Source organism: Streptomyces sp. NPDC107550 (assembly GCF_055639095.1).
Window position 1 is genome coordinate 19,828 of record NZ_JBVKBC010000008.1, and the last position, 19,903, is coordinate 39,730.

A 19,903-nucleotide genomic window follows, 5' to 3' on the forward strand; every position below is an offset into this window, starting at 1 on the left:
CCGTCACAGGACCGAGTTGTTCAGCGACGTTTCCGCGAGCTGCCCACCGTGCTCGGAGGAGTCTTTCCAGTCAAGACCGTCACTTTTTCTCCATGCTTTCCGTAATTCCTTCACGCACTGGCGTGTCCCTGTCATGCTCACCTCTCGTCCGGTACAGACCCTTCGGCTGGAGGATGTGCATGCGCCTTAGAGATGGCGTGTCAGCCGCCCTGACGTCCCTTCTTCTGCTCGGTGCGGGCCCAGTGATCGACGCGGAGGCGGCATCGGCCGCTTCCGCTCTGACCGGCGCGGTGAGCGGGCAAGCGCCGGGGGCGCAGGACCGTCCCGCCCGCGCTTCCGCCTCCGCTGCGTCGGCGGGGGGCCAGTACGTTCCGGCGCGGGCACGGGTGCTGGACAACGTGGCGGTGGAACCCGGTGCGACGCTCGTGGCGAAGGTCGCGGGCGTCGGCTCGATCCCCGCGACAGGGCTGGACTCTGTGGCGGTCAACGTGTCGGCGAAAGGGGACGCCGATTCCGGGACCGTGGTTGTCTACCCGTCCGGTGAACTGGAGCCTGACGCGGCCAGTGTGAGCTACGACAAGACGCACTACGCGGCCACCACCCTGGTGACCAAGGTGGGCGCGGACGGTCAGGTCAAGGTCGTCAACCAGGGCACGGCCAACGTGCACATCCACCTTGACGTCCAGGGTTACACCCTGCAGCAGCCCAACGACCAGGGCTCCTTCTACGTGGCCCTCGCGCCGCAACGCATCCTGCCTGCCACCAGCGTCGGGGGTGGCGGCAACTTCGAACTCAAACCCCTGGGCAGGGGCGGCGTACCCGCCGCGGACGTCACGGCCGTCGCCTTGGCCGTCAGCGTCAAGAGTTCCTCGACAGGTACCGTTCGCGTCTACCCCGCCGGCGAGCCGTGGCCGGTGGAGGCCGACATCGACTACGCCAAAGACGTGGTCCAGCAGAACCTCGCCATCGTCAAGCCCGGCACCAACGGCGTGGTCAACATCCACAACCTGGGCTGGGGCGGCGCCGATGTGGCAGTGGATGTCGTCGGCTACTTCACCCGTTCCACCGGCAACGCGCTCCGCGCCAACCTGCGATCCGTGCCCCCGGCCCGGATCGCCGAGAAGCTGGTGCTGCCGGCGGGCGGCGACAAGGTCGTGGACCCCCGGGGCGTTGCCGGAGTCCCCGTGCTGAACTCCACGGCGGTCGGTATCGGAGTCACCGCGTTCGGATCGGGCTCGGGCGCCGTCCAGGTGTATCCCACGAAGACCGCCGCTCCGGCCGGAGCTACGGTCAACTACACCCCCGACGCGGAGATCAACGGCTTCACCCTGTCCAAACTCGGCGAAGACGGAAAGGTCAACCTCCGCAACACCGGCTCCAGTCCGGTGACCGTCTGGGTCGACGTCCTCTCCTACGCTGAACTCGCCGAACCCAGATATCCGGCCCCGGCCACCGTCGGCGAAGCCATCGAGAACATCACCGGTACCGCGGACGTGAACACCGCCGTGGACAGTGACAGCGAGAACATCGCCATCACCTCCAAGACCGATGACTCCGGTACCACCACGGTCAAGGTGCCCAGAGACCCGCAGCAGGGCATTCAGGTGAACAATGAGGCGGGAACCACCACCATCAAACTGCCCGCCACCGGAACCGCCTCCCGCACCGCCGGGGGAACCGTGCTCTACAAGGGCACCAGTGCCGACCATTCGATCGGCGTGCAGCCCACCACGGACGGTGGTTTCCGCACCTTCGCGCACCTGAACGACGCTTCCGCGCCGACCAGTTACTCCTTCCCCATGACGCTGCCTGCCGGCACCCAGCTCGCTCTCGACGAACTCGACGGCAGCGCGCTCATCGTCAAGGAACACGCGAGCAGCACGGAGCCGGCGGTCCTTCTCGAAGAAGTGACCCGGATTCAGAAGCCATGGGCCAAGGACGCCAACGGCCGTACATGGCCCACCAGTTACTCCATCGACGGCAACACCCTGAAACTCAACATCGACCTCACCCCGGTCACCGACCCGTCCGGCTCCACGGTCACACCCCGCTTCCCCGTGGTCGCCGACCCCTGGATCAAGCGCAACTGCGGATGGGTCACCTGCTCCTGGTACTTCAGCAAGGCCACCACGCGCTGGATCAAAGCGAAATTCGACAACTATGGGTGGACCGTGGCCACCGCCAGCGGCGTCATCTGCGGCAATCTCCCCCACGCCGTGGCCAAGGCAGCGTGCACGATCGCCATCGCCTACTACTACAACAGCGCCTTCAACAACACCCGCTCGGCGTTCAACCGCGGCGGATGCCTCGTAGTGAGAGTCAACGTCCTCTACGGGGCGACCCCGCTCACCGCCTGGCGAACCGTACGCTTCGACAACGTCCCCCTCAGCAACCGCTATTGCTACGCCAGCTGATCCGGCACGCGCACCACCACTCGGGCTGATCTCCTGACGGTGCACGGGGTGAGTCAGGAGATCACGCGCGACCCAAGCCAAGCGGGGGCGGCGGCGGTTAGGCGTACCCATCGGTATGTCGTCTGCCGAGGGGCATGACCGTACGTCTTGACCTGGCGTCCGCCACCGCTCAGGATCACGCCATGACGAGGTCACAGGCAGCGGCGGCGCACGGCAGCACGGTCGACGGGATGCTGCGGCGCAGCGCCCGCCGCACCCCGACCCGCACCGCCCTGCGGTACGCGCGCCGCTCCTGGACGTACGGGGAACTCGACGACGCCGTCAGCCGCGCCGCCGCAGTCCTGCGCGGCCTGGGTCTCGCGTCCGGCGACCGCGTCGGCGCCTACGGGCACAACTCCGACGCCTACCTGATCGGCTTCCTCGCCTGCTCCCGCGCCGGACTCGTGCACGTCCCCGTCAACCAGAACCTCACCGGCGACGACCTCGCCTACCTCGTCGGCCAGTCGGGCTGTTCCCTCGTCCTGACCGATCCCGACCTCGCCGGGCGGCTGCCCGAGGGCACCCCGGGCCTCGCCCTGCGCGACACGGACGGCTCGCTCCTCGACCGGCTCGCCGCCACCGACCCCTAGGACGGACCCGAACCGGACGCCGACGACCTCGTCCAGCTCCTCTACACCTCCGGCACCACGGCCCTGCCCAAGGGCGCCCGCATGACGCACCGCGCCCTCGTCCACGAGTACGTCAGCGCCCTGCACGCCCTCGATCTGCGCGCCGACGACCGCCCGGTGCACGCGCTGCCGCTCTACCACTCGGCGCAGATGCACGTCTTCCTGCTGCCCTATCTCGCGGCCGGCGCCACCAACACGATCCTCGACGCGCCGGACGCGGGCCGGATCCTCGCGCTCGTCGAAGCGGGCGAGGCCGACAGCCTGTTCGCGCCGCCGACCGTATGGATCGGTCTCTCCCAGCACCCCGACTTCGCCACCCGCGACCTCAGCGGGCTGCGCAAGGCGTACTACGGCGCGTCGATCATGCCCGTGCCCGTACTGGAACGGCTGCGCGCGCGGCTGCCCGGGCTCGCCTTCTACAACTGCTTCGGGCAGAGCGAGATCGGCCCGCTGGCCACCGTCCTCGGGCCCGACGAACACGAGGGCCGGATGGACTCGTGCGGGCGGCCCGTCCTCTTCGTCGAGGCGAAGATCGTCGACGAGGACGGCAAGGACGTACCGGACGGCACGCCCGGCGAGGTCGTCTACCGCTCGCCGCAGCTCTGCGACGGCTACTGGGACAAGCCGCAGGAGACGGAGGAGGCGTTCCGCGACGGCTGGTTCCGCTCAGGGGACCTCGCCGTGCGCGACGCCGACGGGTACTTCACGGTCGTGGACCGCGTGAAGGACGTCATCAACTCCGGCGGCGTGCTCGTCGCCTCCCGGCAGGTCGAGGACGCCCTGTACACGCATCCGGCCGTCGCCGAGACCGCCGTCGTCGGCCTGCCCGACGAGCGCTGGATCGAGGCCGTCACCGCCGTCGTCGTCGCCCGCGCCGAGGCCGAGGTCACCGAGGCCGAACTGCTCGCCCACGCGCGCGAGCGACTGTCCTCGTTCAAGGCGCCGAAGCGGATCGTGTTCGTGGACGGCCTGCCGCGCAACGCCAGCGGCAAGATCCTCAAGCGGGAACTGCGCGACCGCCTGGCCGGCGGGGGCGGGGCGGTCGCGGGGGAGTCGGTCGCGGGGGAGAGCGCGGAGGGGCGGCGGCTGTCGTAGGGCCCTGGCCCGCCGGGGCGCGGTCAGGCGGCGGACTCGGCGCCCCGGGCGCCCGGGGGCGGGGCTCAGGCGGCGGTCTTCGCGCCCCGCGCGTCGCAGGGGAGCTTCACGGCCGGGTCGTGGGCTTTCAGGTCGCGCAGGGCCTGCCGCTGCACCTCGCTGATCGCGGTGGGCGGCACGTCGATGACGCCGCCGAACGGCCGGTCCACGTCCCGGATGATGACCAGCATCGTCGTCAGCAGCGCGGTGATCACCGTCAGCGTGAGGATCTGGCCCGTATTGTTCTTGCGCGGCAGGCAGAAGCCGAGCGCCGTCACCGTGATGAACAAGGTCGCCAGCAGGAACCAGAAGATGATCCCGGGGATGCTCGGGCTCGCCTGCGTCAGCCGCTCCTCGCGCTCGTCGGACCGCTTGTTGTCGGCCGCGACCAGCATCCCGAACGCCGTCTTGCCCTCCAGCTCCCGGAACGTGCGCCGGAAGTCCGTCGACCACACGCTGGGCGCCGACGACCCCCCGCCGTCCGACATGGCCGGCCACTCCTGCTTCCGTACGGCGCGGGCGTAGCAGACGGCGTCGGCCTGGACGCGGTCACGCTGCGCGGGCGGCGCGTACTCGGCGGTCTCCACGAGCTGGTCGAGCGCGCGGGCCTCACCGCGGGAGGAGACCTCGGCCTTGCCGTAGGAGCCGTTTGCCGTGACGAGGACGAAGGAGAGCAGCAGCACCGTCATCGTCAGCAGCGGACCGACGAGGTCCTTGACGGCCATGCCCGAACCGGCGTCCTCCTTCAGCAGCCTGGGCCGCAGATACCGGTTCGCCGCGAGCCCAGCGAGCAGGGCCACGACCGCGACGACGATGACGAGGACCACGGGCGGCCACCTCTCGGGACGGGGGAACGGCGCGCCCCGCCACGAGCGCGGCAGGGCGCCGTGATCATGTCCTGACCGCGTCCGCGAGCCGTGTGCGGAAACGATCAACCCCTTCGATCGAGTGACCCCACGCTCCGCCAGGAGGCGCTGCCGCCCCCGCGGTACGTGAACCCGGCCCGGGCCCCGCCGCCTAGGACTTCTCCCGCAGGTCCACGATCCGGCGGATCTTGCCCACCGAGCGCTCCAGGGTCTCCGGGTCCACGACCTCGACCGAGACGCTCACACCCACGTCGTCCTTCATGGCGGCCGCGATGGCGCGCGCCGCCGCCTCGCGGTCCTCGGGCGTCGCGTCCGGCCGGGCCTCCGCGCGCACGGTCAGCGCGTCCATCCGCCCCTCGCGCGTCAGCCGGAGCTGGAAGTGCGGCGCCACCCCCGGCGTACGCAGCACGATCTCCTCGACCTGCGTCGGAAACAGGTTCACCCCGCGCAGGATCACCAGGTCGTCGCTGCGCCCGGTGATCCGCTCCATGCGCCGGAACGCGGGCCGCGCCGTCCCCGGCAGCAGCCGCGTCAGATCCCGCGTGCGGTAGCGGATCACCGGCATCGCCTGCTTGGTCAGCGACGTGAACACCAGCTCGCCGTGCTCCCCGTCCGGCAGCACCTCGCCGGTCAGCGGGTCGACGATCTCCGGGTAGAAGTGGTCCTCCCAGATGTGCAGCCCGTCCTTCGTCTCCACGCACTCCTGCGCGACACCCGGCCCGATCACCTCCGACAGCCCGTAGATGTCCACGGCGTCGATGCCCGCCCGCTCCTCGATCTCCGCGCGCATCCCCTCGGTCCACGGCTCCGCGCCGAAGATGCCGACCTTCAGCGACGACGTACGGGGATCGACGCCCTGGCGCTCGAACTCGTCGAGCAGCGTCAGCATGTAGGACGGGGTGACCATGATGATCTCGGGCCGCAAGTCCTGGATCAGCCGCACCTGGCGCGCCGTCATGCCGCCGGACGCGGGCACGACCGTACAGCCGAGCCGTTCGGCCCCGTAGTGCGCGCCGAGGCCGCCGGTGAACAGGCCGTACCCGTACGCCACATGGATCGTCTGGCCGGGCCTGCCGCCCGCCGCGCGGATCGCGCGCGCCACCATGTCCGACCACATCGACAGGTCGTCCTCGGTGTACCCGACGACGGTCGGCAGGCCCGTCGTGCCGCTGGAGGCGTGCAGCCGCCGCACCTCGGAGCGGTCCACGGCGAACATCCCGAACGGATAGTTCTCCCGCAGGTCCGCCTTGGTCGTCAGCGGGAAGCGGGCCAGGTCCGCGAGCGAGCGGCAGTCCTCGGGACGCACCCCGGCCTTGTCGAACGCCTGACGGTAGTGCGGCACCCGCTCGTACACCCGGCTCAGCGTCGCCCGCAGCCGCTCGTACTGGAGCGCCCGCAGCTCCTCCGCCCCCAGGCGCTCGCCCGCGTCCCAGCCCTGTGTCCCCGGCGTCATCGACTGCACCCCGCACTCCCGACCGATCATTCGGTTGCTTGTTGGCGCCAGTAATTCAAGCCGGACCGGTCGGCGTCAAGACATCGGAGGGGACGTGTTGCCGGGAGTCGTCGGGAGTTGCCGGGGGCGGGCGGCGGCCGCGATGATCATGCCCATGTTCACCTTCAGCGCGCCCGACGGCACCCGCCTCGCCTGCCACGTACGGGGAAGCGGCCCGGCCCTCGTCTGCCTGCCCGGCGGCCCGATGCGCGCCTCGGAGTACCTGGAGGACCTCGGCGGCCTCACCGCCCACCGCACCCTGTACCTCCTCGACCCGCGCGGCACCGGCCGCTCCGCCGCCCCGGCCGACCCCGCGACCTACCGCTGCGACCGGCAGACCGGCGACGTCGAGGCCCTGCGCGTCCACCTCGGGCTCGACCGCCTCGACCTGCTCGCCCACTCGGCGGGCTGCAACCTCGCGCTCCAGTACGCCGCCCGCCACCCCGAGCGGGTCGCCCGCCTCGTCCAAGTGGCCTCCGCGCCCTGGGCACTCGGCCTGCGCGCGAGCGCCGACGAGCGCCGCGAGGCCGCCCGGCTGCGGCGCCGCGAACCCTGGTACGAGGCCGCGCTCCCGGAGTTCGAGAAGATGCTCGCCGGACGCGACGACGTCGACTGGTCCTTGTGCGACGCCTTCTTCTACGGCCGCTGGGACGAGCGCGCGCAGCGCCACGCCGCTCGTACGGAGGAGCAGACGAACGAGGAGGCCGAAGTCCGGTTCGCCGCCGAAGGCGCCTTCGACCCGGCCGCCACCCGCGCCGCCCTCACCCGCCTGACCGCGCCCGTGCTGCTGTACGCGGGCGAACTCGACGGCGGCCCCCGCCCCGCCCTCGTGCAACGCGCCGCCGCCCACTACCCGGGCGCCCGCGTCCACGTACAGCCCGGCGCGGGGCACTATCCGTGGCTGGACGACCCGGCCGCCTTCACCGAGCGCGTGGAGGCGTTCCTCGCCGCCCACTGATCAGGCGGCGGCGGGCATGGCTCGGCCCGGATGATCCGGACGCGGGCAGTGTGAAGCGCCTCTGCCGGGAGGGCGGGGAGCATGTACGGCGGGCCCCGGCCGGGTCAGGGCGCGGGCAGTACGTACGGCGTCGTCGTGCCCAGCGCCACGAACCCCAGCCGCTCCAGGATCGGCCGGCTGTACGCGGAGGCGTCCACGTGCAGATACGTGAAACCCCGCGCGGCCGCGATCCGCGCCCGGTACGCGACCAGGGCGCGGTACACGCCCCGCCCGCGCCACGCGGGGACGGTCCCGCCGCCCCACAGACCGGCGAACTCGGTGCCCGGGTGCGGTTCGAGGCGCGCCGCGCTCACCGGCGTGTCCCCGGCCATGGCGACCACCGCCGCGACCGCCCGTGGGTCGCGCGCGAGCTGGCGCCGGAGCTGGAGCCCGATCGAGGACCGGCCCCCGCCGAACGCCTCCTCGTGCACCGCCTCCACCAGCGCCACCTGCTCCGGCGTGGTCACCGCGACCAGCCGCACGCCCTCGGGCGGCCGGGGCTCACTCGGCAGCCGGGCCACCTCCGCGACCAGCAGCGTCTCGGTCTCCTCCGCGACGAACCCGGCCGCCGTCAGCCGCGCCCCGAGGTCACCGGGCCGGTCGTGCCCGTACGCCTTCCACTCGGCCTCCACCCCTGCCGCCCGGAAGTACCGCGCCTGCGCGGCGATCTCCGCGTCCGCGCTGTCCTCGTCGAGGTCCGACCACAGCACCCCGTTCCACCCGCCCGCGGGGTCCACGTGCCGCACCACCCGGCCCACCCGCTCCACCCGGGCCCCGTCCTCGGGCCGCGCCTCACGCCGCAGCCGCCGGTCGTACAGGGCCAGCAGTCCGTCTCGCTCCATCCCCGCACTCCAGCAGCCGGACCCGACGGCGGCAACCGGATTACGGCCCGCCGGCGACCGGATCCCGGCCCGTCGGCTACGGGATCGCGGCCTGCCGGCAACCCGCTCACGGCCCGTCGAGGACGACGACCCGGGCCCAGGACGGCGGCGCGTCGGGCGCGTACACGTCCTCGTCCTCGGCCGCTTCCCGGGCCCCGCGCGGGAAGAGGCCGACGACCGTCCTGCACGGCGGGCGCGCGGCCGGCCAGGGCGTCTGTCCGTCCGTGAGCACCACCACCACGTCCGGCCGCGGCCGCGCCCGCAGCGCCCGCGCGAACCCCGCCCGCAGATCGGTACCGCCCCCGCCGACCAGCTCCAGACCTCCCGCGCGGCACAGCGACGCCGAGGCCGCGGCCGCCGCGTCGCACGCGACGACCGACACCAGCTCCCGTCGCCCGCCCACCGCCCGGCAGATCGCGGCGACCTCCACCAGCGCCGCCCCGAGTTCCGCGTCGCTGACCGACCCCGACGTGTCGATGACGACGCAGACCCGGGTCGGGGTGCGCCGCAGGCTCGGCAGCACCACCCCCGGCACGCTCGCCGCACGCCGCGACGGCCGCCGGTACGTGTGGTCGTCGGCGCCGCCCGCCGCGCCCGCCGCCGCCCGCACCGCCGCGCCCAGCAACTGGCGCCACGGCTGCGGCCGTTGGAACGCCTCCTCCGCCCACCGTCGCCACTGACCCGACGCGCTGCCCGGCCGCCCCCTGATCCCCTCCGCCACCCGGAACCGGACCGCGTCCTGCTCCTGCCTGCTCAGCCCGTGCGCGCCCGAGGCCCCGCGCTCCCAGGGCCGCGCCTCGCCGTGGGCGCCGCTGCCGCACTCCAGCCACGCCGCCGCGCCGGGGCCGGCCAGCGACACCGTGCTCAGGTACTCCTCCATCAGCAGGTCGTCGGGCAGCCCCAGCATCGACGGCAGCACGGCCCCGCCCGGCACCGCGAGCCCGTCGCCGTAGATGTCGTCGTTGATCTCGAAGTCGGCGGCGATGTTGCGGCGCAGCGCCGCGCCCGGGCTGTCCTCGTCGTGCGCCCGGGCGTACCGCGTGCCTCGCGCGTGGTGGTCGCGCAGCAGATGCGACACCTCGTGCACCCACACCCCGGCCAGCTCCTCGATGGGCGTACGGTCCACGAACGCGGGCGAGACATAGCAGCGCCAGTACACGTCCACCCCCATCGTCGGCACGGAGTCGTCCGCCACGACATGGAGGGCGAACAGCGCCCCCGCGAGATACGGGCGTGCCCGCACGGCGAGCAGCCGGGCGGCGTACAACTTGGCGTCGTCCAGAGGGAGTTCCGCGCACCGCCCGGCGGGTTCACCGTCTGTACGGGGGTGCCGCGCGGGGCTCGGCCACGACGCACCCGGCACTCCGGGGCGCTGCCCCAGGCCCTGCTCCTCAAGCGCCGGAGGGGCTGGATGTGGGCGCTGAGGCCGGCCCGCCAGGGCCGGGGTGGCGGTCGGCCGGGGCGCCGGACGGCGGCGCGGCATGGCGGCGGGGGTGGGGCGCGAGCGGCGGGCGCCCGGGGGAGCGGGGAGGGTGCCTTCGAGCGTGGGGCGCGCGGGGCGCTCGGGCTCCGTCATCGGCTCGCCCCGCCCCTCGCGGCGCTCGCCTGGTCGCGCGGGGCACGGCCTGCCGCGCGGGAGAGCTTGACGAGGCCCGACAGGCGCTCCAGTTCGGCCGGCGCCTCCCATTCCTCGTGGCGCAGCGCGGCCAGCGTCGTCGCCGGGCCGACCAGCAGATCGGGGGCGCCCGTCTCCAGCGCCCGGACGAGAACGGCCCAGGCCGCCTCCCAGCGCTCCCGCGCGGGCCGCGCCCCCACGGCCGCGATCACCCCTTCGAGCGCCGCCTGCCGCAGATCACCGCGGGCCGGAAGCTCCGCGCGGGCGGGGTCGGCGAGCAGCGTCTCGGGGTCGGGCAGCTCCAACCGGTCCAGGTGCGCGAGGAGTTCGAGCCCGGGCCCGTCCCCGACCGCGCCCCGCACCACCAGCGCCAGCACCTCGCGCGAGACCCCGGCCGCGATGCCGAACGCCAGCAGGGTCAGCGCCGCCTCCCAGCTCCGCGGCGAGGGCCACGCCCCGCCGCGCCGGGACTCGTTGTCCGGCAGCCGGTGGATCAGCGTGGGGCGCGCCGTGAGGAACCCGCACACGGCGGTACGGGACCGCTCCACCGCCTCCGTCAGCCGCTGTCCGTCGAGCCTCGGCAGCGCGGCGCGCGGCCACACGCCTCCCAGCCCCCGTACGACGACGTCCGGCCGGTGCGCCCAGTCCAGGTGCACGAACCGGTTGGCGAGCGGCGGGCTCAGCTCCCAGCCGTCCGCCGCCGACGCCCGCGGGTTCGCGGCGGCGACGACGCGGACTCCGGGCGGCAGGGCCAGGGAGCCGACCCTGCGTTCCAGCACCACCCGCAGCAGCGCGGCCTGCACGGCGGGCGTGGCCGTGGACAGTTCGTCCAGGAACAGTAACCCCCGTCCGGCGCGGGCGAGTTCGACGGCCCACTGCGGCGGGGCGAGCGGGACGCCCAGCTCCTGCGGATTCTCGCCGAGCACGGGCAGGCCGGAGAAGTCGGACGGTTCGTGCACGCTGGCGATGACCGTCGTCAGCGGCAGGTCCAGCTCCCGCGCGAGCTGGGCCAGCGCGGCCGTCTTGCCGATGCCGGGCTCGCCCCACAACAGCACCGGCAGATCGGCGCAGACGGCCAGCGTCAGCGCCTCCAGCTGTGCGTCGGGCCGGGGCTCGGTGCGCGTGGCGCGCAGCATCCCCGACAGCCGCTCGGCCACGCCGAGCCGGTCGCCGGGCACGTCGTCGGGAGCGCCGGGAAAGGCGGTTACGGAGGAAGTCGTCATGGGATCACCTGGGAGGAGGTCGAGGGCGGCACGCGTGCGCCGCGCAGCGGAAGGAAGAGGAAGAGCAGGCGCCGAATCAGCGGGTCCGGCCGGTACGCGGCCGGGGCCTGGCGGCGCGCTTGGCACGCATCGGAAGGGGCGTACGGCGGGTCAGGCGCGGCCGGCGCCGGGCGTGCGGCAGATCGGGCAGCGCGGCCGAGGGATGCTCGTCGGGCAGGCCCGCGCGGTACAGGCCGTGCGCCACACGGTCCGCGACCGCCGCCGCCAGTTCGTCCCGCAGCGGTCCCTCCCGCAGCACGGCCGCAGGCCCGAGCAGCCCCTCCACGACGGCGAGCGCCCCGGCCATGTCCCCGTGGAGCAGCCGTTCGCGTACGGCGGGCAGCGAGGCGGGGGAGCGATGGGCGCGGTCGATCGCGCGCAGGCAGGGCAGCGGCGTACCGCCGAGCGCCCGCAGCAGTTCCTCGCGCCGCACCTGGTCCGCGTCGTGGTCGACGGCCGTCAGGACGCCGTCCCGCAGGGCGAGCCGGTGGGTCTCGCCCTGGCACGCCGCCCGGTGCGGGTCATCGGGCTCAGGGGCCTCGTCGGCGGGCGGTGGCCAGGCCGCGTACGGGGGGAGCGCGGCGGCGACCAGCGGGTGCAGCGCGTCGAGCCGCACCAGCCCCGCGCGCAGCAGCTCCACGTCCGGCACCGCGCGCACCGCCGCCTCCGGCAGCTCGGGCAGGGCTGCCCTCTCCTGTGCGGGTGGCGGTTCGGCCGGTGCCCGCACGCTCGGTACGTGGGCGTCGTCGGGCGCGGCGAGTTCCAGCACGACCCGCTCGCGCGGGCCCAGCCGCACGGTGAACAGGCCGCGCGTACGTCCCTGCGCACGGAGCAGCAACTCCGCCTCCTGGGCGAGGCGTTGCTCGGGCGGCGCATGGCGGTGGGCCAGCTCGGGGGCGCGGGCGGCGTCCCACAGGTGCCGGTGCAGATCGAGCCGGAAGCGGCGGTCGGGGTGCGGATGGGGATGAGGGAGGCTGCTGCGCCGCGTGGCGGGGTCCCACAGCGCGAGGGACATGCGCTGCCCGCCCCTGGCCGGCGCTGGAGCGGTCCGCACCACGAGCCGCAGCGGCGGCCCGCTGTCCACGGGATAGCGGGCGAGTTCGACGGTCAGCGCGGGCCGCAGCAGGCCGTCCGGGGCGATCCTCGGCATGTGCCAGCGCAACAGGTCGGGCGCCAGTGTGCCGAGGTCGGCGCGGAGCCGCGCCGCGACGTCGGAGCCGTGGCGGTCGCGTACGGCACGCGGATCGAGGTCGATGTCGACGCGGGCGGCGGCGCAGGCCCCCGCCCAGTCCCCGGCGGCCCGCCGGGCGGTCGCCGTCTCGATCATCGGGGGCGGCACGGCGTACCGGCGTACGCGGCGCCACAGGGAGAGTCGGGCGGGAATGTCGTGCGCGGAGGTCAGTGGCATCAGCCCTCACCTTGCGCGGACAGTTCCCCCGTTCCATACGAGAAGGTGTTCGTCACGGGTGCAGCGTAGCCAGGGCCGGGGCGTGGCGCGAGGGGATTTTCCGCCGGGCGGCGCCCGCCCCGGGCCGGGCCGGGTCAGGTGTCCGTCGGGGCGCTCGCCGCCACCTGGCGGGCCCAGCGGTAGTCGGCCTTGCCGCTGGGGGAGCGCTGGATGAGGTTCGTGAGGACGAGCTGGCGGGGGATCTTGTAGCCGGCGAGGTGGGAGCGGCAATGCGACTGGAGCGTGTCCAGGGTCAAGGGCGGGGCACCGTCGCGGAGTTGGACGACCGCCGCCACATGGTTGCCCCACGTCGCGTCGGGCACCCCGGCGACCAGCGCGTCGTACACGTCCGGGTGGGACTTGAGCGCCTGCTCGACCTCCTCCGGATAGACCTTCTCGCCACCGGTGTTGATGCACTGCGAGCCGCGCCCGAGGACCGTGACGATGCCGTCCGCGTCGACCGTCGCCATGTCGCCGAGCAGCACCCAGCGCTCGTCACCGCGCTGGAAGAACGTCTCGGCCGTCTTCTTCGGGTCGTTGTAGTAACCGAGCGGTACATGACCGCGCTGCGCGAGCCTGCCCACCTCGCCCGGTTCGACGGGCTCGTTCGTCGCCGGGTCCACCACCTGCGTACGGGAGTTGACCCGCAGCCGGAAGCCGCGCACCGGGCCCGCGTCGTCGGTGGCGGTGCCGTTGAAGCCGGACTCGGATGAGCCGAAGTTGTTCAGCAGCATCGCGCCGGGCACCAGCGCCTGGAACTGGGCGCGCACGGTGTCCGACATGATCGCCCCCGACGACGACACGCTGAACAGCGACGAACAGTCGGTGCCCTTCATCGGCCCTTCGAGCGCGTCGATCAAGGGGCGCAGCATCGCGTCGCCGACCAGCGACACACTGGTCACCTTCTCCTTCTCGATCGTACGCAGCACCTCGTGCGGCACGAACTTCGTGTGGATGACGACGCGTTGGCCGAAGTTGAGGCCGATGAACGCGGTCAGCGTGGACGTGCCGTGCATCAGCGGGGGAGTGGGGAAGAACGTGATGCCGTCCCCGCCGGCCGCGACCCGCTCGGCCAGCTCCTCCGGCCGCGTCACCGGCTCACCCGTGGGCGCGCCACCGCCCAACCCCGAGAAGAACAGGTCCTCCTGACGCCACATCACGCCCTTGGGCATGCCGGTCGTGCCGCCCGTGTAGATGATGAACAGGTCGTCGGGGGACCGCGGCGCGAAACCACGGTCGGCGGAGGCGCCCGCCGTCGCCCGCGCGTAGTCGACCGCCCCGAGCGCGGGCGCGTCCGCCTCCGGGGTGCCGACCTGCACCAGATGGCGCAGTTTCGGCGCCCTCGGCAGGGCCGCCGCCACGCGCGGGGTGAACTCGGCGTCGAAGACCAGGGCGGCGAGGTCCGCGTCCTGGTAGAGGTACGCCAGTTCCTCCTCCACGTACCGGTAGTTGACGTTGACCGGGACGACGCGTGCCTTCAGGCAGCCGAGCACGGTCTGGAGGTATTCGACGCCGTTGTAGAGGTGCAGGCCGAGGTGTTCGCCCGGGCGGATGCCGCTGTCGATCAGGTGGTGGGCGAGCCGGTTGGCCGCCGCGTCCAGGTCGGCGTACGTGAGCCGGCGCTCCGCGCCCGTGCCCGGGTGGTCGACGTGGACGAGCGCCTCGCGGTCCGGGACCACGTCGACGACCGACTCGAACAGGTCGGCAAGGTTGTACTCCACCGCTCCTCCTGACCGTGGCCGCATCTCGTGTGCCGGTCATCACAGCAGAGACCCCAGGAAGGCGGAAGGGCCCGCACACAAGAAAACTGACTACCTGTCAGAAAACTCTTGTACTGGCCCGCCCGCTCCTGCAACCTGTTCTGGTCCCGACGGGCCCACGGGTCCGACGCACGGCCAACTGGAGGGCAGTCATGGCGGGGACCGAACATCTGACGGCGCACCGCGAGGGCGCCACGCTCGTCCTCACGCTCAACCGGCCCGAGGCGAAGAACGCGCTGTCCCTGTCGATGCTCGTCGGGCTCTACGACGGCTGGCTGGAGGCCGACGCGGACGACGCGATCCGCTCCGTCGTCCTCACCGGGGCCGGCGGGGTCTTCTGCGCGGGCATGGACCTCAAGGCGCTGGCCGGCAAGGGCATGGCCGGCGAGCAGCACCGGGAACGCCTGAAGGCCGACCCCGACCTGCACTGGAAGGCGATGCTCCGCCACCACCGGCCCCGCAAGCCCGTCATCGCCGCCGTCGAGGGGCACTGCGTCGCGGGCGGTACGGAGATTCTGCAAGGGACGGACATCCGGGTCGCGGGGGAGTCGGCGACGTTCGGCCTCTTCGAGGTGGCCCGTGGGCTGTTCCCCATCGGCGGCTCCACCGTACGGCTGCCGCGTCAGATCCCCCGGACGCACGCGCTGGAGATGCTGCTGACCGGGCGGCCGTACGGGGCTGCCGAGGCGGCGGCGATCGGGCTCATCGGGCGGGTCGTGTTGGACGGGACGGCGCTGGACGCGGCGCTGGAGATCGCGGAGCGGGTCAACGCGTGTGGGCCGCTGGCCGTGGAGGCGGTGAAGGCGTCCGTCTACGAGACGGCCGACATGAGTGAGGCGGAGGGGCTGGCGGCGGAACTGGCGCGGGGGTGGCCGGTGTTCGACACGGCCGATGCGAAGGAGGGGGCGGTGGCCTTTGCGGAGCGGCGGCCGCCGGTGTTTCGGCGGGAGTAGGTGTGCGGGGTGCTTTTGTGCGGGTGGGTACGTCGTCCGGAGTTTATGTGGTGGGGGGTGCCCCTGGTCGTGGTCGCTCACCTGCGGGTGGGTGGGGGCTGGTCGCGCAGTTCCCCGCGCCCCTTCGGGGCACGACCGTGCGTGGTCATCTTTCGGCCGGTGGGGCTTCTCGCGCAGTTCCCCGCGCCCCTGAAGCATGCACTTCGTGCAGCTTCCCCAGGCGGGAGGTGGCGACGCAGTCGCCCCTCCAGGGGCGCGGGGAACTGCGCGACCAGCCACGACGAAAGCCGCGGAAACCCACCGGCCGGAGCCACCCACTTGCCTAGGGGCGCGGGGAACTGCGCGAGCAGCCGCGACGAGAGTCGCGGAAACCCACCGGCCGGAGCCACCCACTTGCCTAGGGGCGCGGGGAACTGCGCGAGCGGCCACGTCGCGCCGTCAGTCGAAGAACCGGGGCGAAGAGGCTGTCACCCACGGGTGCGGGGAGCTGAGACGCACCGTCAGTCGAAGTAACCGTTGATGAGGAGGCATGTTCATGGCTCGGACGTCCGCTGATGTACTGCGCGCACCCCTGATCGTGGAGTTCCCTTTCACCCGCTCCCTGAGCTCGATCCAGTCCACGTTCCTGACCGAACTCCGCACCCGCAAGATCCTCGGCATCCGCACCACCGACGGCAGGATCATGGTGCCGCCCGTCGAGTACGACCCCGTGACGGCCGACGAACTCCGTGACCTCGTCGAGGTCGCCGACACCGGCACCGTCACCACCTGGGCGTGGAACCCCGAACCCCGCAGAGGCCAGCCCCTGGACACCCCGTTCGCCTGGGTCCTGGTGAAACTCGACGGCGCCGACACCGCGATCCTGCACGCCCTGGACGCCCCCGGCCCGGAGGCCGTCCGCACCGGCGCCCGCGTCCGCGTCCGCTGGTCCCCGGAGCCGACCGGCGCCATCACCGACATCGCCTGCTTCGAACTCGCCGCCGAGGACCCGAGCACCGGCACGGACGCCGTCCCGCACACCGCCGTCCCGTACACCGCCGTCCCGTCCGGCGACCAGGTCACCGGGATCGTCGCCCCCGCCCGCCTCGACTACACGTACAGCCCGGGCGGAGCCCAGAGCCGCTACATCCGCGCTCTCGCCGACCACCGCACCGTCGGCGAACGCTGCCCCTCCTGCCGCAAGGTGTACGTCCCTCCGCGCGGCGCCTGCCCCACCTGCGGCATCGCCACCACGGACCAGGTCGAGGTCGGCCCGGCCGGCACGGTCACCACGTACTGCATCGTCAACATCAAGGCCAAGAACCTCGACATCGACGTCCCCTACGTCTACGCGCACATCGCCCTCGACGGCGCCGACCTGCCCCTGCACGGCCGGATCGCCGGCATCCCCTACGACGAGGTCCGCATGGGCCTGCGCGTCGAACCCGTGTGGACCGAGGGCGGGCGCTACCCGGACCACTACCGGCCCACCGGGGAGCCCGACGCCGACTACGACACGTACAAGGAGCTGATCTGAATGCGGCCACCGCTCAGGGACATCGCCGTGGTCGCCTTCGCGCAGACCGCGCACCGGCGCTCCACCGACGAGCAGTCCGAGGTGGAGATGCTGATGCCGGTGCTGCACGAGGTGCTCGCCGCGACGGGGCTGCGCACCAGCGACATCGGGTTCACGTGCTCGGGGTCGAGCGACTACCTCGCGGGGCGCGCGTTCTCGTTCACCATGGCGCTCGACGGGGTCGGGGCGTGGCCCCCGATCTCCGAGTCGCACGTCGAGATGGACGGCGCGTGGGCGCTGTACGAGGCGTGGACCAAACTGCTCACCGGCGAGGCCGACACCGCGCTCGTCTACTCCTACGGAAAGTCCTCACCCGGCTCCGTGCGCGACGTCCTGACCCGGCAGCTCGACCCGTACTACCTCGCGCCGCTGTGGCCCGACTCGGTCGCCCTCGCCGCGCTCCAGGCGCAGGCCCTCATCGACGCCGGCGAGACCGACGAACCGGCCCTCGCCGGGGTCGCCGCCCGCAGCAGGAGCGCCGCCGCCGACAACCCGTACGCCCAACTGCGCGGCGAGGTCCCGCACGGCGACTACCTCGTACGCCCCTTGCGGACCGGCGACTGCCCGCCGGTCGGGGACGGGGCCGCCGCCGTCGTCCTCGCGGCGGGGGAACGGGCCCGCGAGCTGTGCGAACGGCCGGCCTGGATCCGGGGCATCGACCACCGCGTCGAGGCCCACAGCCTCGGCGTACGCGATCTGACCGACTCGCCGTCCACGCGGCTCGCCGCGGAGCGCGCCGGGGCGTTCGAACGGCCCGTGGACACCGCCGAGTTGCACGCGCCGTTCACCTCGCAGGAGGTCGTGCTGCGCAAGGCGCTGCGGCTCGGCGACGACGTGGACGTCAACCCGTCCGGCGGCCCGCTCGCCGCCAACCCGATGATGGCCGCAGGACTCATCCGCATCGGCGAGGCCGCCGCCCGCATCCACCGCGGCGCGTCCCGGCGGGCGCTCGCCCACGCCACCTCAGGGCCCTGCCTCCAGCAGAACCTGGTCGCCGTACTCGAAGGGGAGTCCTGATGACCGTCACGTCACGCACCACGCACAAGGAGCCCGTGGCGGTCGTCGGCGTCGGGCAGACCAAGCACGTCGCCGCCCGCCGGGACGTGTCGATCGCCGGGCTCGTGCGCGAGGCCGCCTTGCGCGCCCTGGAGGACGCGGAACTGACCTGGGCCGACATCGACGCCGTCGTCATCGGCAAGGCGCCCGACTTCTTCGAGGGCGTCATGATGCCGGAGCTGTACCTCGCGGACGCGCTCGGCGCGGTCGGCAAGCCGATGCTGCGTGTGCACACCGCGGGTTCCGTCGGCGGCTCGACCGCGCTCGTCGCCGCGAACCTCGTCGCCGCCCGCGTCCACGGCACGGTCCTCACCCTCGCCTTCGAAAAACAGTCCGAGTCGAACGCCATGTGGGGGCTGTCGCTGCCCATCCCGTTCCAGCAGCCGCTGCTCGCCGGTGCGGGCGGCTTCTTCGCCCCGCACGTGCGCGCGTACATGCGGCGTACGGGGGCGCCGGACACGGTCGGCTCGCTCGTCGCGTACAAGGACCGCCGCAACGCGCTCAAGAACCCGTACGCCCATCTCCATGAGCACGACATCACCCTGGAGAAGGTGCAGGCCGCGCCCATGCTCTGGGACCCCGTCCGCTACTCCGAGACCTGCCCGTCCTCGGACGGGGCTTGCGCGATGGTCCTCACCGACCGCGCCGGAGCGGCCCGCGCGCCCCGGCCGCCCGCCTGGATGCTCGGCGGCGCGATGCGCAGCGAACCCACGCTGTTCGCGGGCAAGGACTTCGTGTCGCCGCAGGCCGGGAAGGACTGCGCCGCCGACGTGTACCGGCAGGCGGGGATCGCCGACCCGCGCCGCGAGATCGACGCCGTGGAGATGTACGTGCCGTTCTCCTGGTACGAGCCGATGTGGCTGGAGAACCTGGGCTTCGCCGACGAGGGCGAGGGCTGGAAACTGACCGAGTCCGGCGTCACCGAACTCGACGGCGACCTGCCCGTCAACATGTCGGGCGGCGTCCTGTCCACCAACCCCATCGGCGCGTCCGGCATGATCCGCTTCGCCGAGGCGGCCCTCCAGGTGCGGGGGCTCGCGGGGGAGCACCAGGTCGACGGCGCCCGCAAGGTCCTCGGGCACGCCTACGGCGGCGGTTCGCAGTTCTTCTCCATGTGGCTCGTCGGCGCGCAGCCGCCCACGGGCTGACCGTACGGGCTCCGTCGCGGCCTGTGCGGGGCCGCGACCGCTCGCTAGGCTGGCCCGCGGACGACGAACCGGGAGGAGCAAGGACGTGGCGGAGAGCACCATCGACCAGCACCCGCTCGCGGGGTGGCACAAGCCGGACCTGGACCTGAGCGACGCGGACTGGCGATCCAGCAGCGGAGGCCGGGGCGATGTCCAGATCGCCTTCGTCGAGGGCTTCATCGCGATGCGCAACAGCGGCAACCCCGAGTCCCCGTCCCTGATCTTCACCCCGGCGGAATGGGGCGCGTTCGTCCTGGGCGCAAGGGAAGGCGACTTCGACCTGACCTGACCCCACCCACCTCGCGTCCCGCGCCCCACAAGGGGCGCGGGCAACGGCAGCGCCCCGTCAGGGGCGCGGGGAACGGCGCGAGAACCCCCACGGCGGGATAGCCGAACCCGCTCCCGAGGGGGCTCGCCCCGCAAGGGGCGCGGGGAACGGCGCGAGCAACCCCCACGGCGGGAAGGCCGAAACCCCTCCCGAGGGGGCTCGCCCCGTCAGGGGCGCGGGGAACTGCGCGAGAACCCCCACGGCGGGAAGGCCGAAACCCCTCCCGAGGGGGCTCGCCCCGTCAGGGGCGCGGGGAACTGCGCGAGAACCCCCACGGCGGGAAGGCCG

The 19,903-nt window shown here is 73.1% G+C and carries 14 protein-coding genes and 1 pseudogene; 8 read left to right on the forward strand and 7 right to left on the reverse strand.

Annotated features, from left to right (window positions below; genetic code table 11):
* Positions 1 to 242 precede the first annotated feature (242 nt).
* Together ACZ7LY_RS13620 and ACZ7LY_RS13625 are read left to right on the forward strand one after the other, a co-directional pair.
* Positions 243 to 2,414, forward strand: a complete 2,172-nt coding sequence (locus ACZ7LY_RS13620) for a hypothetical protein (RefSeq protein ID WP_471624737.1) — start codon at positions 243 to 245, stop codon at positions 2,412 to 2,414.
* Positions 2,415 to 2,596: 182 nt separating this feature from the next.
* Positions 2,597 to 4,177 (forward strand): annotated as a pseudogene (locus tag ACZ7LY_RS13625) (acyl-CoA synthetase).
* 65 nt (positions 4,178 to 4,242) lie between these two features.
* On the opposite strand, the gene ACZ7LY_RS13630 reads toward ACZ7LY_RS13625, so the two are convergent.
* Both ACZ7LY_RS13630 and paaK read right to left on the reverse strand, forming a co-directional pair.
* A complete protein-coding gene (locus ACZ7LY_RS13630; protein ID WP_471624738.1) occupies positions 4,243 to 5,043 on the reverse strand; it encodes a bestrophin-like domain in 801 nt (266 codons plus the stop codon).
* A 190-nt stretch (positions 5,044 to 5,233) separates the two neighbouring features.
* On the reverse strand, positions 5,234 to 6,535 hold the full coding sequence (gene paaK, locus ACZ7LY_RS13635; protein WP_471624739.1) for a phenylacetate--CoA ligase PaaK: 1,302 nt from the start codon (positions 6,533 to 6,535) through the stop codon (positions 5,234 to 5,236).
* Between the two features lie 154 nt (positions 6,536 to 6,689).
* Between paaK and ACZ7LY_RS13640 the strand changes: the two genes are divergently transcribed.
* On the forward strand, positions 6,690 to 7,532 hold the full coding sequence (locus tag ACZ7LY_RS13640; protein WP_471624740.1) for an alpha/beta fold hydrolase: 843 nt from the start codon (positions 6,690 to 6,692) through the stop codon (positions 7,530 to 7,532).
* A 104-nt stretch (positions 7,533 to 7,636) separates the two neighbouring features.
* On the opposite strand, the gene ACZ7LY_RS13645 is transcribed toward ACZ7LY_RS13640, so the two are convergent.
* From ACZ7LY_RS13645 to ACZ7LY_RS13665, 5 genes are all read right to left on the reverse strand, one after another.
* Positions 7,637 to 8,413 (reverse strand): GNAT family N-acetyltransferase, encoded by a 777-nt coding sequence (locus ACZ7LY_RS13645; RefSeq protein WP_471624741.1) that lies wholly within the window; start codon positions 8,411 to 8,413, stop codon positions 7,637 to 7,639.
* A 106-nt stretch (positions 8,414 to 8,519) separates the two neighbouring features.
* Positions 8,520 to 10,028, reverse strand: a complete 1,509-nt coding sequence (locus ACZ7LY_RS13650; RefSeq protein WP_471624742.1) for a vWA domain-containing protein — start codon at positions 10,026 to 10,028, stop codon at positions 8,520 to 8,522.
* Positions 10,025 to 11,290 (reverse strand): AAA family ATPase, encoded by a 1,266-nt coding sequence (locus ACZ7LY_RS13655; RefSeq protein ID WP_471624743.1) that lies wholly within the window; start codon positions 11,288 to 11,290, stop codon positions 10,025 to 10,027. Before ACZ7LY_RS13655 ends, ACZ7LY_RS13650 begins: the two co-directional genes overlap by 4 nt.
* Positions 11,291 to 11,366: 76 nt before the next feature.
* Positions 11,367 to 12,737 carry a hypothetical protein gene (locus ACZ7LY_RS13660; RefSeq protein ID WP_471624744.1) on the reverse strand — a complete coding sequence of 457 codons (1,371 nt, stop codon included), beginning with the start codon at positions 12,735 to 12,737 and terminating at the stop codon, positions 11,367 to 11,369.
* Between the two features lie 134 nt (positions 12,738 to 12,871).
* Entirely contained in the window at positions 12,872 to 14,497 is a 1,626-nt protein-coding gene (locus ACZ7LY_RS13665) for an acyl-CoA synthetase (RefSeq protein WP_471624745.1), read from the reverse strand.
* Between the two features lie 191 nt (positions 14,498 to 14,688).
* Between ACZ7LY_RS13665 and ACZ7LY_RS13670 the strand changes: the two genes are divergently transcribed.
* The 5 genes from ACZ7LY_RS13670 (at position 14,689) to ACZ7LY_RS13690 (ending at position 19,576) form a co-directional block, all read left to right on the forward strand.
* Positions 14,689 to 15,489: a crotonase/enoyl-CoA hydratase family protein gene (locus ACZ7LY_RS13670; RefSeq protein ID WP_471624746.1), complete on the forward strand. Its 801-nt coding sequence runs from the start codon at positions 14,689 to 14,691 to the stop codon at positions 15,487 to 15,489.
* Positions 15,490 to 16,024: 535 nt separating this feature from the next.
* Positions 16,025 to 17,005: a Zn-ribbon domain-containing OB-fold protein gene (locus tag ACZ7LY_RS13675; RefSeq protein ID WP_471624747.1), complete on the forward strand. Its 981-nt coding sequence runs from the start codon at positions 16,025 to 16,027 to the stop codon at positions 17,003 to 17,005.
* The gene (locus ACZ7LY_RS13680; RefSeq protein ID WP_471624748.1) at positions 17,006 to 18,061 is read left to right on the forward strand and encodes a thiolase domain-containing protein; all 1,056 of its coding nucleotides are present in this window, start codon (positions 17,006 to 17,008) and stop codon (positions 18,059 to 18,061) included.
* Positions 18,061 to 19,248 (forward strand): thiolase domain-containing protein, encoded by a 1,188-nt coding sequence (locus ACZ7LY_RS13685; RefSeq protein ID WP_471624749.1) that lies wholly within the window; start codon positions 18,061 to 18,063, stop codon positions 19,246 to 19,248. The genes ACZ7LY_RS13680 and ACZ7LY_RS13685 overlap by 1 nt, the downstream gene beginning before the upstream one ends.
* Before the next feature lie 85 nt (positions 19,249 to 19,333).
* The gene (locus ACZ7LY_RS13690) at positions 19,334 to 19,576 is read left to right on the forward strand and encodes a DUF397 domain-containing protein (protein WP_471624750.1); all 243 of its coding nucleotides are present in this window, start codon (positions 19,334 to 19,336) and stop codon (positions 19,574 to 19,576) included.
* Positions 19,577 to 19,903 lie beyond the last annotated feature (327 nt).